This is a genomic window from Mycobacterium sp. 852014-50255_SCH5639931 (genome assembly GCF_001665605.1).
In the GTDB taxonomy this organism is placed as follows: Bacteria; Actinomycetota; Actinomycetes; order Mycobacteriales; family Mycobacteriaceae; genus Mycobacterium; species Mycobacterium paraffinicum.
Genome location: NZ_LZSV01000035.1, coordinates 319,504 through 333,859, shown reverse-complemented (window position 1 = coordinate 333,859; position 14,356 = coordinate 319,504). Strand labels below are relative to the sequence as shown.

The 14,356-nt window shown below is 69.4% G+C and carries 12 protein-coding genes; 11 read left to right on the top strand and 1 reads right to left on the bottom strand.

The features are described from left to right. Window positions 1-232: 232 nt before the first annotated feature. From sepIVA to mutM, 4 genes are read left to right on the top strand one after another with little or no spacing between them, the layout of a single operon-like run. Window positions 233-970 carry a cell division protein SepIVA gene (gene sepIVA, locus A5758_RS22590; RefSeq protein WP_067199853.1) on the top strand — a complete coding sequence of 246 codons (738 nt, stop codon included), beginning with the start codon at window positions 233-235 and terminating at the stop codon, window positions 968-970. 59 nt (window positions 971-1,029) lie between these two features. Continuing rightward, window positions 1,030-1,614, top strand: coding sequence for a DUF177 domain-containing protein (locus A5758_RS22585; RefSeq protein WP_197504019.1), 585 nt, complete (start codon window positions 1,030-1,032; stop codon window positions 1,612-1,614). Next, window positions 1,611-2,321: a ribonuclease III gene (rnc, locus tag A5758_RS22580; protein WP_067199736.1), complete on the top strand. Its 711-nt coding sequence runs from the start codon at window positions 1,611-1,613 to the stop codon at window positions 2,319-2,321. The genes A5758_RS22585 and rnc overlap by 4 nt, the downstream gene beginning before the upstream one ends. Then, window positions 2,322-3,182, top strand: coding sequence for a DNA-formamidopyrimidine glycosylase (gene mutM / locus A5758_RS22575; protein ID WP_067744602.1), 861 nt, complete (start codon window positions 2,322-2,324; stop codon window positions 3,180-3,182). 64 nt (window positions 3,183-3,246) lie between these two features. Here mutM and A5758_RS22570 read toward each other — a convergent pair whose 3' ends face one another. After that, window positions 3,247-4,023: a PIG-L deacetylase family protein gene (locus tag A5758_RS22570; protein ID WP_067199731.1), complete on the bottom strand. Its 777-nt coding sequence runs from the start codon at window positions 4,021-4,023 to the stop codon at window positions 3,247-3,249. A gap of 53 nt (window positions 4,024-4,076) precedes the next feature. Between A5758_RS22570 and A5758_RS22565 the strand changes: the two genes are divergently transcribed. The 7 genes from A5758_RS22565 to A5758_RS22535 all read left to right on the top strand — a co-directional run bounded on the left by A5758_RS22565 (window position 4,077) and on the right by A5758_RS22535 (window position 14,351). Further along, the gene (locus A5758_RS22565; protein ID WP_067199728.1) at window positions 4,077-4,490 is read left to right on the top strand and encodes an OsmC family protein; all 414 of its coding nucleotides are present in this window, start codon (window positions 4,077-4,079) and stop codon (window positions 4,488-4,490) included. Then, a complete protein-coding gene (locus A5758_RS22560) occupies window positions 4,477-4,770 on the top strand; it encodes an acylphosphatase (protein WP_067744599.1) in 294 nt (97 codons plus the stop codon). Before A5758_RS22565 ends, A5758_RS22560 begins: the two co-directional genes overlap by 14 nt. A 179-nt stretch (window positions 4,771-4,949) precedes the next feature. Continuing rightward, window positions 4,950-8,567 (top strand): chromosome segregation protein SMC, encoded by a 3,618-nt coding sequence (smc, locus tag A5758_RS22555; RefSeq protein ID WP_067744596.1) that lies wholly within the window; start codon window positions 4,950-4,952, stop codon window positions 8,565-8,567. Between the two features lie 54 nt (window positions 8,568-8,621). Then, window positions 8,622-9,935, top strand: coding sequence for a signal recognition particle-docking protein FtsY (gene ftsY, locus A5758_RS22550; RefSeq protein ID WP_067744593.1), 1,314 nt, complete (start codon window positions 8,622-8,624; stop codon window positions 9,933-9,935). Window positions 9,936-10,119: 184 nt separating this feature from the next. Beyond that, entirely contained in the window at window positions 10,120-11,511 is a 1,392-nt protein-coding gene (locus A5758_RS22545) for an ammonium transporter (protein WP_067212312.1), read from the top strand. Further along, window positions 11,508-11,846, top strand: a complete 339-nt coding sequence (gene glnB, locus A5758_RS22540) for a nitrogen regulatory protein P-II (protein ID WP_066952569.1) — start codon at window positions 11,508-11,510, stop codon at window positions 11,844-11,846. Before A5758_RS22545 ends, glnB begins: the two co-directional genes overlap by 4 nt. Window positions 11,847-11,891: 45 nt before the next feature. Further along, the gene (locus tag A5758_RS22535; protein WP_082939805.1) at window positions 11,892-14,351 is read left to right on the top strand and encodes a [protein-PII] uridylyltransferase; all 2,460 of its coding nucleotides are present in this window, start codon (window positions 11,892-11,894) and stop codon (window positions 14,349-14,351) included. The last annotated feature ends 5 nt before the right edge of the window (window positions 14,352-14,356 follow it).

The following is a 14,356-nucleotide window of genomic DNA, read 5'->3' as shown; positions in this document are numbered from 1 at the left end:
CCGCCGCGATCCCTAGAATGGCCGCAACAGGTGCAACCAGCCTTGGTGGCGCGGACGGGCGTTTCGATGCATTTCACTGATGACGGCGAGGCCGCAGCCGGTTTTCGGCGGCGTTTCGCGTCGTTGTCGCGGTCAAATGTCCGACACACCGGCCTCGCCACCACTGTCACAAAGGCAACACCAGGCACACTGGTAACAACAGGGTTTTTGCAGACGCCAGGAGGATGTGGCCGTGTACAGAGTCTTTGAAGCGCTCGACGAATTGAGCGCCATCGTTGAAGAAGCACGCGGCGTTCCGATGACGGCCGGCTGCGTGGTGCCTCGCGGTGACGTGCTGGAACTGATCGACGACATCAAGGATGCGATCCCCGGCGAGCTGGACGACGCGCAGGATGTGCTCGACGCGCGCGACTCGATGCTGCAGGACGCCAAGTCGCACGCCGAATCCATGGTTTCCTCGGCGACCACCGAGTCGGATTCGATGCTCAACCATGCCCGTGCGGAGGCCGACCGGCTGCTGTCGGACGCAAAAGCGCAGGCCGACCGCATGGTGAGCGAGGCTCGCCAGCACAGCGAGCGGATGGTCGGCGAGGCCCGCGAGGAGTCGATGCGCATCGCCACGGCGGCCAAACGGGAGTACGAGGCCAGCGTCGGCCGCGCGCAGGCCGAGGCCGACCGGCTGCTCGAGAACGGCAACATCTCGTACGAGAAGGCCGTCCAGGAGGGCATCAAGGAGCAGCAGCGCCTGGTGTCCCAGAACAGCGTGGTGGAGGCGGCGAACGCCGAGGCCACGCGTCTCATCGACTCGGCGCATGCCGAGGCCGACCGGCTGCGCGGTGAGTGCGACATCTACGTCGACAACAAGCTCGCCGAGTTCGAGGAATTCCTCAACGGCACCCTGCGCTCAGTCGGGCGCGGCCGTCACCAACTCCGGACGGCGGCCGGTACGCACGACTACGCGGTGCGCTAGCGCGTCAACCGGGCGGCCGCGCCCTGGAATTGTGCGGTTCGCGCCGTAGGATTTCTGATATGACGCGGCAGCACAGCACCACCTCGCGGCGCCATCTGAGCTCGCCGATGACGATTGACATCGCCCGGCTCGGGCGGCGTCCCGGGGCGATGGTGACCCTGCGGAAGACCGTGCCCACCCCGTCGCGCATCGGGCTGGACATGATCGCGATCGAGGCGGGCGCTCCGTTGGAGCTCGACCTGCAAGTTCAGTCGGTCTCCGAGGGCGTATTGGTGACGGGGACGGTGGACGCGCCCACCGCCGGCGAATGCTCCCGGTGCCTGACCCCGGTCAAGGGTCACGTGCAGATCCGGTTGACCGAACTGTTCGCCTACCCCGACAGCACGACCGAGGCGACCACCGAGGAGGACGAGGTCGGGCACATCGTCGACGACATCATCGACCTCGAGCAGTCGATCGTCGACGCCGTGGGACTGGAGCTGCCGTTCTCGCCGGTGTGCACGCCCGATTGCCCGGGGCTGTGCCCCGAATGCGGCGTTGCCCTCGCGGCCGAGCCGGACCATCACCACGACACCATCGACCCGCGGTGGTCCAAGCTGGCGGGCATGTTTCCCGAGGCCGACGCGGCGCGGGGTGAGCAGTGACGTCACGGCAAGACCTGCTCGATGCCCTCGGGGTCGAGCTGCCTGACGAGCTGCTCTCGCTGGCGTTGACGCACCGCAGCTACGCCTACGAGCACGGCGGGCTGCCGACCAACGAACGGCTGGAATTCCTCGGCGACGCCGTACTCGGCCTGACCATCACCGACGAGCTCTACCACCGCCATCCCGACCGTTCTGAAGGCGACCTGGCCAAGCTTCGGGCCAGCGTCGTCAACACTCAGGCGCTGGCCGACGTTGCGCGCAAGCTGTCCGCGGACGGCCTGGGCGTGCACCTCTACCTCGGGCGCGGGGAAGCCAACACCGGCGGCGCCGACAAGTCGAGCATCCTGGCCGACGGCATGGAATCGCTGCTGGGCGCCATCTACCTGCAGCACGGAATCGACACGGCCCGCGAGGTGATCCTGCGATTGTTCGGCGCGCTGCTGGACGCGGCCCCGACCCTGGGCGCCGGGCTGGACTGGAAGACCAGCCTGCAGGAGCTGACCGCGGCGCGGGGCATGGGCGCGCCGTCCTACGTCGTCACCTCCACCGGCCCGGACCACGACAAGGAATTCACCGCCGTCGTCGTCGTGATGGACACCGAATACGGCTCTGGCGTGGGGCGCTCCAAGAAGGAAGCCGAGCAGAAGGCCGCGGCGGCCACCTGGAAAGCGCTGGAAGTGCTGGACACGGCGGTTCCCGGGAATTAGATGCCCGAACTGCCCGAAGTCGAGGTGGTCCGCCGCGGCTTGCAGGCCCGCGTCGTGGGCAGGACCATCACCGCCGTCCGAGTGCACCACCCGCGCGCGGTGCGCCGGCACGAGGCCGGGCCTGCCGACCTCACCGCCCGGCTGCTCGACGCCCGGATCACCGGCACCGATCGGCGCGGCAAGTACCTCTGGCTGCTGCTCGACGGTCCGGACCAACCGGACACCGCGCTCGTCGTGCACCTCGGCATGAGCGGCCAGATGCTGCTGGGGGAAGTGCCGCGCGCCGACCACGTCCGCATCTCCGCGCTGCTCGACGACGGAACAGTGCTGAGCTTCGCCGACCAGCGCACCTTCGGCGGGTGGATGCTTGCCGATCTGGTGAGCGTGGACGGCAGCATCGTCCCGGTCCCCGTCGCGCACCTCGCCCGCGACCCGCTGGACCCGCTCTTCGACCGCGATGCTGTCGTTAATGTCCTGCGGCGCAAGCATTCCGAGATCAAGCGGCAGCTCCTCGACCAAACGGTGGTTTCGGGCATCGGCAACATCTATGCCGACGAGGCGCTGTGGCGGGCCAAGGTCAACGGCGCCCGGATCGCCGCCGGGTTGAGCCGCCGCCAGCTGGCCGCCGTCCTAGACGCCGCGGCCGACGTGATGCGCGACGCGCTGGCGCAAGGCGGGACGTCGTTCGACTCGCTGTATATCAACGTCAACGGCGAATCGGGCTATTTCGACCGGTCGCTGGACGCCTATGGCCGCGAGGGGCAGAGCTGCCGGCGCTGCGGCGCGGTGATGCGCCGGGAGAAGTTCATGAACCGGTCGTCGTTCTACTGCCCGAGATGTCAGCCGAGGCCGCGGCTTTGATTGTGCGCGTGGGGCTTTGGGTGTTCACCCACGGCGGCGGCACGCCGAGCGGGCCGACGGCGGATCAATCGAAGATGTCCCGGCGCGCGGACCCCGTGGGCAGGGCCGGGTCGACGAACCACTCGCGGGGAAACAGCAGGCCGAACGCCTGAGGTGGCAGTCGAAGCAGGACCCCGTACATGCGGGCGGCCACGCCGGAGTCACCGATCTGTGAGCGGTGGGCGGCGAACGCGTCTCGCTTCTGGCGCGCGAATCCGAAGACGTCGATGCGGTGGGTGATGCTCGCCCGCGGCGCGTACGCGGTGCGGGCGATGTGCGGCTCGTAGGGCGCCGGCAGCCGCAGCAGACTGGCGAGATGGCCGACGCGCACAAGTAATTCGCGCGGCATAGTCGCCTCCAGCACTCGCGGGGTCGCCGCGAGTTCGGCGCCCCGCTTGCCAACGTGATGCACCTGGACATGATCCCGGTGGCCGTAGCCGCCGTTGGGCTGATAGCTGAGCAGGAGGTCCGCGTCTTCCTCGCTGAGTATTGCCGCGAGCCGCTGCGCCGCCTCCTCGACGTTTGCTCGCCCGAAGCGGACCCGCCCCGGCGGATCCGGGTAGAACACCGGGCCATATCCGCTATCGGCATAGCCAAGGCACTCAACCCGCCGCGCTCCCAAAATGTCGGCGCTCGAACGCAATTCGTCCAGCCGAAAACCGCTTTCCTCGTTGTGCACGCGCCCGTCGGTTGCGGTGACGACGACCACGCGATGCCCGCCTGCCGCCGCACGTGCGAGCGTCCCTCCGGTGAGGATCACCTCGTCGTCGGGATGTGCGTGGAAGGCGACCACGGTGGCCATGAAACGCAGTATGCCCAGGGCGCGGTGAAAGCACGCCCGGTAAAAAGTAGGGCATGACCGAACTCTGGGTGGAGCGCACGGGATCGCGCCGTTACACCGGATACAGCTCGCGCGGTGCGCAGGTCCTCATCGGCTCGGAGGACGTCGAGGGCGTGTTCACCCCCGGTGAGCTGCTGAAGATCGCGCTCGGCGCGTGCAGCGGGATGTCCAGCGACCAGCCGCTCGCCCGCCGGCTCGGCGACGACTACAAAGCGGTGGTCAGGGTGTCCGGGGCCGCCGACCGCGAAAACGAGGTCTATCCACTCCTGGAAGAGACGCTCGAGCTCGACCTGTCCGGACTCTCCTCGGAGGAGAAGGAGCGGCTGCTGGTGGTGGTCGATCGGGCGATCGACCTGGTCTGCACCGTGGGGCGCACGCTGAAAGCCGGTACGCAGGTCAATTTCAAGGTCGCCGATGTCGGATCCTGACGTCCGGCTCACCGCCTGGGTGCACGGGACGGTCCACGGCGTCGGCTTTCGCTGGTGGACGCGCTGCCGGGCGCTCGAGCTGGGCCTGACCGGTTACGCGGCCAACCAGGCCGACGGCCGCGTCCTGGTGGTCGCTCAGGGGCCGCGCGAGGCCGGCGAGAAGCTGCTGGCGCTGCTGGAAGGCGGCGAGTCGTGGCCGTCCAGGCCGGGCCGCGTCGAGAAGGTCGTCGCCGACTGGTCGCAGCCGCAGGAACGTTACGAAGGCTTCGTCGAGCGCTGACGCCTGAACGTGATACCGCCGGCGCTATCACCTTTCAGCGCCCGGCATCGCGTCTGTTCCCGTGACTGATGTGGTCACTGTGGCCAGTGCGTCGACTGTGTTCAGCGGCCGTATTTCGACCCAGGCGACACCCCTCGGTGAGGGCGGCACGGGCGATTTGAGCGGTAGTCTGGCTCGCCGTGTACCTCAAGAGTCTGACGCTGAAGGGCTTCAAGTCCTTCGCATCGCCGACGACTCTGCGTTTCGAGCCGGGCATCACCGCGGTCGTCGGGCCCAACGGTTCCGGCAAATCCAACGTCGTCGACGCCCTGGCCTGGGTGATGGGGGAGCAGGGAGCAAAGACCCTGCGCGGCGGCAAGATGGAAGACGTCATCTTCGCCGGCACCTCGTCGCGGGCCCCGCTGGGCCGCGCCGAAGTCACGGTCACGATCGACAACTCCGACAACGCGCTGCCGATCGAATACTCCGAGGTGTCGATCACCCGCCGCATGTTTCGTGATGGCGCCAGCGAATACGAAATCAACGGCGCCAGTTGCCGTTTGATGGATGTGCAAGAACTGCTGAGCGACTCCGGGATCGGCCGCGAGATGCACGTCATCGTGGGGCAGGGCAAGCTCGACGAGATCCTGCAGTCGCGGCCCGAGGACCGGCGCGCTTTCATCGAAGAGGCCGCCGGCGTGCTCAAGCACCGCAAGCGCAAGGAGAAGGCCCTCCGCAAACTGGACGCGATGTCGGCGAACCTGGCCCGGCTCACCGACCTGACCACCGAGCTGCGCCGCCAGCTCAAACCGCTGGGCCGCCAGGCCGAGGTGGCCCGTCGCGCCCAGACCATCCAGGCCGACCTGCGCGACGCCCGGTTGCGGCTGGCCGCCGACGACCTGGTCAGCCGGCAGGTGCAGCGCGACGCCATCTTCGAGGCCGAGGCCGCCATCCGCCGCGAGCACGACGAGGCCGCCGCCCGCCTGGCCGTGGCGTCCGAGGAGCTCACCGCGCACGAGGCGGCGGTGGCCGAACTGTCGGTTCGCGCCGAATCCGTGCAGCACACCTGGTTCGGGCTGTCCGCGCTGGCCGAACGGGTGGCCGCGACGGTCCGCATCGCCAGCGAACGCGCGCACCATCTCGACGTGGAACCCGCACCGCCCAGCGACAACGACCCCAGAAAGCCTGAAGAGTTGGAAGCCGAGGCCGAGCGGGTTGCCGTCGCCGAGCAGCAATTGCTGGCCGAATTAGCGGAGACGCGCACGCGGCTCGATGCCGCCCGCGCCGAACTGGGCGAGCGTGAGCGCGAGGCCGCCGAGGCCGACCGGGCCCACCTGGCGGCGGTGCGGGCCGAGGCGGACCGGCGTGAGGGCCTGGCGCGGCTGGCCGGTCAGGTGGAGACCATGCGGGCGCGCGTCGAATCGATCGACGACAGCGTCGCGCGGCTGTCCGAACGCATCGAACAGGCCGCCGCCCGCGCGCAGCAGTCCAAGGCGGAATTCGAAACCGTGCAGGGACGCGTCGGCGAACTCGACCAGGGTGAGGTGGGTCTGGACGAGCACCACGAGCGGACCGTCGCCGCGTTGCGGTTGGCCGACGCGCGCGTTGTCGAACTGCAATCCGCCGAACGCGACGCCGAACGCCGGGTGGCCTCGCTGCGGGCGCGCATCGACGCGCTGTCGGTCGGGCTGGAGCGCAAGGACGGCGCGGCCTGGCTTACCGAAAATCATTCTCAGGCAGGACTTTTCGGGCCAATCGCGAAGTTGGTCAAGGTCCGCTCCGGCTATGAGGCGGCGCTGGCCGCGGTGCTGGGATCGGCGGCCGACGCGCTGGCCGCCGAAAGCTTCGGCGCGGCCCGGTCCGCCGTCGCCGCCCTCAAACAGGCCGACGGCGGCCGCGCGGCGCTGGTGCTCGGCGACTGGCCCGCCGACCACCCCGCGGCGCGTGACGCCCTGCCGGGCACCGCCTGGTGGGCGCTGGACCTGATCGAGGCGCCCGCGCGGCTGCGCGGTGCCATCACGGCGATGCTCTCGGGGGTCGCGGTGGTCGACGACCTGGATCAGGCGCTTGAGCTGGTGGCGGCGCGACCGCAGTTGCGCGCGGTCACGCTCGACGGCGACCTGGTGGGCGCCGGCTGGGTGAGCGGGGGCTCGGACCGCAAGTTGTCCACGCTCGAGGTGGCCTCGGAAATCGACAAAGCCGGCAGCGAGCTGGCCGCCGCGGAGTCGCAGGTCGCCCAGCTGACCGCGGCGCTCTCGGGTGCGCTGACCGAGCAGGCCGCCCGCCAGGACTCCGCCGAACAGGCATTGGCCGCGCTCAACGAATCCGACACCGCGATCTCGGCGATGTACGAGCAACTGGGCCGGCTCGGGCAGGAGGCCCGCTCGACCGAAGACGAGTGGAGCAGGCTGCTGCGGCAGCGCGAGGAGCTCGAATCCGGTCGCGCGCAGACGCTCGAGGAAGTCACCGAACTGGAAAACCGGCTGCGCAACGCTCAAGAGACGCAGCACGTGGACGCGGACCGGCCCGACCATGCGGAGGTCCGTCGGCGGATCGCCGCCGCCGCGGAGGCCGCCCGCAGCGCCGAGGTGGAGGCCCGGCTGGCGGTGCGAACCGCCGAGGAGCGGGCCAATGCGGTGCGCGGGCGCGCGGATTCGCTGCGCCGTGCCGCGGCCGCCGAACGCGAGGCACGGCTGCGGGCTCAACAGGCGCGCGAGGCGCGGCTGCGCGCGGCCGCCGTCGCCGCCGCGGTGGCCGACGCCGGCCGGTTGCTGGCGCAGCGGCTGGACTGGGTGGTCGCGGCGGCGTCGAAGATCCGCGACGCGCTGGCGGCCGAACGCCAGGAGCGCGCGACGGCGATGGCGGCGGTGCGCGAAGAGGTGAACGCGTTGAGCGCCCGGGTGGCCACCCTCACCGACTCGCTGCACCGCGACGAGGTGGCCAACGCGCAGGCGGCGATGCGCATCGAGCAGCTGGAACAGATGGTGCTCGAGCAGTTCGGCATGGCGCCGCCCGACCTGATCGCCGAGTATGGGCCGGAGGTGGCCCTGCCGCCCACCGAGCTCGAGATGGCCGAATTCGAGCAAGCGCGGGAACGCGGTGAGCAAGTGGTCGCGCCCGCTCCGATGCCGTATGACCGGGCCACCCAGGAGCGGCGGGCCAAACGCGCCGAGCGGGAACTCGCGGAGCTGGGCCGGGTCAACCCGCTGGCGCTGGAGGAGTTCGCCGCCCTGGAGGAGCGCTACAACTTCCTGTCCACGCAGCTCGAGGACGTCAAGGCGGCCCGCAAAGACCTGCTCGACGTCGTCGCCGACGTCGATGCCCGCATCCTGCAGGTGTTCAGCGACGCCTTCGTCGACGTGGAACGCGAATTCCGGGAAGTCTTCACCGTGCTGTTCCCCGGCGGCGAGGGCCGGCTGCGGCTCACCGATCCGGACGACATGCTCACGACCGGCATCGAGGTGGAGGCGCGTCCGCCCGGCAAGAAGATCACCCGGCTCTCGTTGCTGTCCGGTGGCGAGAAGGCGCTGACCGCGGTGGCGATGCTGGTGGCCATCTTCCGCGCCCGCCCGTCGCCGTTCTACATCATGGACGAGGTGGAGGCCGCGCTCGACGACACCAACCTGCGCCGGCTGATCAGCTTGTTCGAGCTGCTGAGGGCCCGGTCGCAGCTGATCATCATCACCCACCAGAAGCCGACGATGGAGGTCGCCGACGCGCTGTACGGCGTGACCATGCAGGGCGACGGCATCACCGCGGTGATCTCACAGCGGATGCGCGGGCAGCAGGTGGAGCAGCTGGTCTCGCAGTCTTCGTAGCGGCGCAGACCCCGCGCCGACCGCGCGGCGTCGCGCCCCTGAAACAATGTCAGCGTGTCCCAAGGTCTTTGGATCGCCGTCGCGGTCGTCGCTGTCCTGGTTGTCATCGCGGCGCTGGTCCTGGGGCTGGTGCGGTACCGCCGCCGACGCATCACCTTCACGGCCAAGCCAGAGCCCGGCGCGATCGACCGCTCGGGCGGCTACACCGCGTCGTCCGGCATCGCCTTCAGCCAGACCGCAACGGCCGATCGGCTCGACACCACGGGCCTGCCCGCGGTGGGCGACGACGCCACCATTCCTCGCGACGCGCCGCGGCGCACCATCTCGGAGGTCGAGCTCCCCGAACCGGAGACCCTGGAGACCCCCGCCCCGCCGCCGGTAGCACCGGCGCCCCCGCACCCGCCGGCCCCCGAGCCGCCGCCAGCGGCCCCAGAGATCGAGGCCATCGCGCCGCCCGAAGGCCGCCTCGAGCGCCTTCGCGGCCGGCTGGCCAGGTCGCAGAACGCGCTGGGGCGCAGCGTGCTGGGCCTGATCGGCGGCGGCGACCTGGACGAAGACGCCTGGCAGGACGTCGAGGACACCCTGCTGGTCGCCGACCTCGGCCCAGTGGTCACCGAGTCGGTGATGGCGCAGCTGCGCGCCCGCCTGGCCGGCAGCGATGTCCGCACCGAGGCCGACGCGAAGGCCGTACTGCGCGACGTGCTGATCCGGGAGCTGCACCCCGACATGGACCGCTCGATCCGCGCGCTGCCGCACGATGACCACCCATCGGTGCTGCTGGTCGTCGGCGTGAACGGCACCGGAAAGACCACCACCGTAGGCAAATTGGCCCGGGTGCTGGTGGCCGACGGACGCCGCGTCGTGCTCGGCGCCGCCGACACCTTCCGGGCCGCGGCCGCCGACCAACTGCAAACCTGGGCGTCCCGGGTGGGCGCTGAGGTGGTGCGCGGGCCCGAAGGCGCCGACCCGGCGTCGGTGGCGTTCGACGCCGTCGACAAGGGCATCGCGTCGGGCGCCGACGTGGTGCTCATCGACACCGCAGGCCGGCTGCACACCAAGGTCGGGCTGATGGACGAGCTCGACAAGGTTAAACGCGTGGTAACACGACGCGCCGCGGTCGACGAGGTGCTGCTGGTGCTCGACGCCACCATCGGACAGAACGGACTGGCCCAGGCGCGGGTGTTCGCCGAGGTCGTCGAGATCACCGGCGCGGTGCTGACCAAGCTGGACGGTACGGCCAAGGGCGGCATCGTATTCCGCGTCCAACAGGAACTCGGGGTACCGGTGAAGCTGGTCGGGCTCGGGGAAGGTCCCGACGATCTGGCGCCGTTCGAGCCGGGCGCCTTCGTCGACGCCCTGCTCGGCTGAAACCCCTTACACGGCGAGCGCGACGTTAATACCGCCGAAACACGGCGGCCCCACTGCTGAAACAACCATTGAGCATGGTTCTCGCAGGCCACAGGCGTCGCCTGACGGCCATTCATGTCCGACCGGAGGTGAGCGAGTGGCATTCCCGCAATTGGGCCAACCAGATACCGGCGATACCGCCTGGATGTTGGCGAGTTCCGCGCTAGTGCTGTTGATGACGCCGGGTCTTGCGTTCTTCTACGGCGGCATGGTGCGCACCAGAAGCGTGCTCAACATGATCATGATGAGCATCAGCGCCATGGGTGTGGTGACCGTGCTCTGGGTGCTCTACGGCTACTCAATGTCGTTCGGTGACGACCGGGGCGGCGTCGTAGGAAACCCGACCGATTACTGGGGCCTGGCAAAGCTTATCGGCGGCAACGCCGTCAAGGCGGACCCGAGCAAGGGCGTCACGCAGGTCGACATCCCGCTGGCCGGCACCATGCCCGCGACGGTGTTCGTGGCCTTCCAGCTGATGTTCGCGATCATCACCGTCGCGCTGATCTCGGGCGCGGTGGCCGATCGGCTCAAGTTCACCGCGTGGCTGGTGTTCGCCGGGCTGTGGGCGACGTTGGTCTACTTCCCGGTGGCGCACTGGGTCTTCGCCGCCGACGGCTTCGCGTCCGAGCACGGTGGCTGGATCAACAACAAGCTGCACGCCATCGACTTCGCCGGAGGGACCGCGGTCCATATCAACTCCGGTGTGGCCGGCCTGGCGCTGGCCATCGTCCTGGGCAAGCGCCGCGGGTGGCCCACGACGATGTTCCGGCCGCACAACCTGCCCTTCGTCATGCTCGGCGCCGGCTTGCTGTGGTTCGGTTGGTTCGGGTTCAACGCCGGTTCGGCGACCAGCTCCAACGGCTCCGCCGGTGCGACGTTCATGACCACCACGGTCGCCACGGCCACGGGCATGCTCGCCTGGCTGCTGACCGAGCGCATCCGCGACGGAAAGCCCACGACGCTGGGAGCGGCGTCCGGCATCGTCGCGGGGCTGGTCGCGATCACGCCGTCCTGCTCGTCGGTCAACATCCTGGGCGCGATCGTCGTCGGCGCGGTGGCCGGAGTGGTGTGCGCGCTCGCCGTCGGACTGAAATTCCGGTTCGGCTTCGACGACTCGCTCGACGTGGTCGGGGTGCACATGGTCGGCGGTCTGGCGGGCACACTGCTGGTCGGCCTGCTCGCCGCGCCGGAGTCCACTGCGATCAACGGGGTGGCCGGTGTATCGAAGGGGTTGTTCTACGGCGGCGGCTGGGCCCAGCTGGAGCGGCAGGCGGTCGGCGCCTTCGCCGTCCTCTTCTACTCCGGCATCGTCACGCTGATCTTGGCTTTGATCCTGAAGTACACGATCGGGTTGCGTGTCGGCGCCGAGGAAGAATCAACCGGCATCGACGAGTCTGAGCACGCGGAGAGCGCGTACGATTTCGGAACGATCGGCGGGCAAGGATCCGTTCTCCCGGCGGCGCGGACTCCGGTGGATGACCGCAACGGCCTGGAGGAGGATCGAGTGGGCGACAAAGTGGAGGCAGAGCAAGCATGAAGCTAGTCACCGCAATTGTGAAGCCGTTCACCCTCGATGACGTGAAGACCAGCCTCGAGGACGCGGGCGTCCTGGGGATGACGGTCAGCGAAATTCAAGGGTACGGGCGGCAGAAGGGCCACACCGAGGTTTACCGGGGTGCTGAGTACTCGGTGGATTTCGTGCCGAAGGTGCGAATCGAGGTGGTGGTCGACGATTCCATCGTGGACAAGGTCGTGGACAGCATCGTCCGGGCGGCGCGCACCGGCAAGATCGGTGATGGCAAAGTCTGGGTAACCCCCGTGGAAACCATTGTGCGCGTGCGCACGGGTGAACGCGGAACCGATGCCCTCTGACCGTAGCCGCACATTGCTGAACCAGGCCGGACGGGCCGGGAGGGTATGACAAGCCCATCCGATAGGTCATCTGAAGCGGGGACAGGAAGCGCCGGCGGGGCAGCCGATTTGGCTGCCTCGCGGCGCCAACTGCTGTCGGAGGGCAGTCACCTCGGCGCCGCGGAACTCAGGAAAGCCTGGCTGGAGCTTCACGAATCCTGGCTTGTCGCCAAGGCCGGCGAGATCGGCATCACCGACGGCAGCGGTTTCGCGGTCGTCGGGGTCGGTGGCCTGGGCCGCCGCGAGCTGTTGCCGTATTCCGATCTCGACCTAATGCTGTTGCACGACAACAAATCTGACAGGGAATTGCAGCGGGTCGCCGACGGATTGTGGTACCCGCTGTGGGACGCCAACGTCAGGCTTGACCACAGCGTGCGGACGGTGTCCGGGGCCCTGGGCGTCGCCAACAGCGACCTGGTGGCCGCGCTGGGCATGCTGGACGCCCGCCACATCGCCGGTGACGAGCGGCTGTCCGCGGAGTTGATCGACGGGGCCCGACGCCAGTGGCGCAGCGCAATTCGGTCCCGCATGGACGAGCTCGTCGCCATGACATATGAACGCTGGCAACGGTGTTGGCGCATCGCGCAGCGGGCCGAACCGGACCTGAAGTCCGGGCGCGGCGGCCTGCGCGACGTCCAACTACTTGACGCGCTGGGCGTCGCGCAGCTGATCGACCGCCACGGCATGGGCCATCCCGACGCGCCCGGCGGCTCGCTGGACGCCGCGTACCTCACGCTGCTCGATGTCCGCACCGAACTACACCGGGTATCCAAGCGCGGGCTCGATCAACTGCTGGCGCAGTTCGCCGACGAGGTCAGCGCCGCGTTGGGCGTCGGGGATCGATTTGCGTTGTCCCGCATGCTCTCCAGCGTCAGCCGCACCATCGCGTACCACGCCGAAACCGGCCTGCGGACCGCGCAGAACGCGCTGCCCCGACGCGGCCTCACCGCCCTGGTGCGGCGCCCGAAGCGGCGACCGTTGGACGAGGGGGTGGTCGAGTACGACGGCGAGGTGGTGCTCGCCCGCGACGCCCAACCCCAAACCGATGCCGGGCTGGTGCTGCGAGTCGCCGCCGCGTCGGCGGACACCGGCCTGCCGATCGGCGCCGGCACGCTCAAACGACTCGCCGACAGCGTCCCGGATTTACCGTCGCCATGGCCGCGGGAGGCACTGGACGACCTGCTGGTCGTGCTGCTGGCCGGGCCGACGGCGGTGAACACGATCGAGTCGCTGGACCGCACCGGGCTGTGGGGCCGCCTCTTCCCGGAATGGGATGCGGTGCGGGACCTTCCCCCGCGCGACGTCTCGCACAAGTGGACCGTCGACCGCCACATCGTTGAAACCACCGTCAACGCGGCCCCGCTCACCACCCGCGTGGCGCGATCTGACCTGCTCGCGCTCGGCGCGCTGCTCCACGACATCGGCAAGGGGCGCGGCACGGACCACTGTGTGCTCGGCGCGGAATTGACGATCCCGATCGGCAACAGGCTGGGGCTGTCGGCCCAGGACACCGACACGCTCGCGGGCATGGTCCGCCACCACCTCCTGCTGCCGATAACGGCCACCCGAAGCGATCTCAACGATCCCAAGACCATCGAGTCGGTGGCCGCGGCCCTGCACGGCGATCCGCAACTGCTCGAACTCCTGCACGCGCTGGCCGAGGCGGATTCGAAGGCCACCGGTCCCGGGGTGTGGAGCGACTGGAAGGCGTCGTTGATCGAGGACCTGGTCCGTCGCTGCCGGCTGGTGATGGCGGGCGAGCCGTTACCGGAGGCCGAACCGATTGCGCCCCACTATCTTTCGCTGGCGGCCAGCCGCGGCGTGCACGTGGAGCTGCACCCCGGCGACCGGGAGCGCCTGACCGCGGTGATGCTCGCGCCGAACCAGCGCGGGCTGGTGTCGAAAGCCGCGGCGGTGCTGGGGGTGAACTCCCTGCGAATCCATTCGGCGTTGGCCAACATTCACGACGGCGTGGCGATCGTCGAGTTCGTCGTGTCGCCGGTGTTCGGCTCGCCGCCCGAATCTGGCTTACTGCGGCAGCAATTCAACGGCGCCCTGGCCGGCGACCTCGACGTCCTCGGCGCGCTGGAGAGGCGCGATAGCGACGCGGTCAGCGCCGCGACGGCCCGGGCCGGCGAGATTCAGGCCGGGGTGCCCGTCACCCGGTCGACCGCCCCGCCGCGCATCCTGTGGCTCGACGCGGCGACCGCCGGCCAGTTGATCTTCGAAGTCCGGGCCATGGATCGGTTGGGTCTGCTCGCGCTGTTGACCCGTGCGCTGGAACGTGCGGGAGCGGACATCGCCTGGGCCAAGGTCAACACGTTCGGGTCGACCGCGGCCGACGTCTTCTGCGTGACGGTGCCGGCACACGGCGAGCACGACGCGCGAGCCGCGATCGAGCAGAACCTGCTCGCCGTGTTGGGCGGCCCCACGGTCGAGGTGCTCCAGGAGCCGGTCGGCGACTAGAGGGG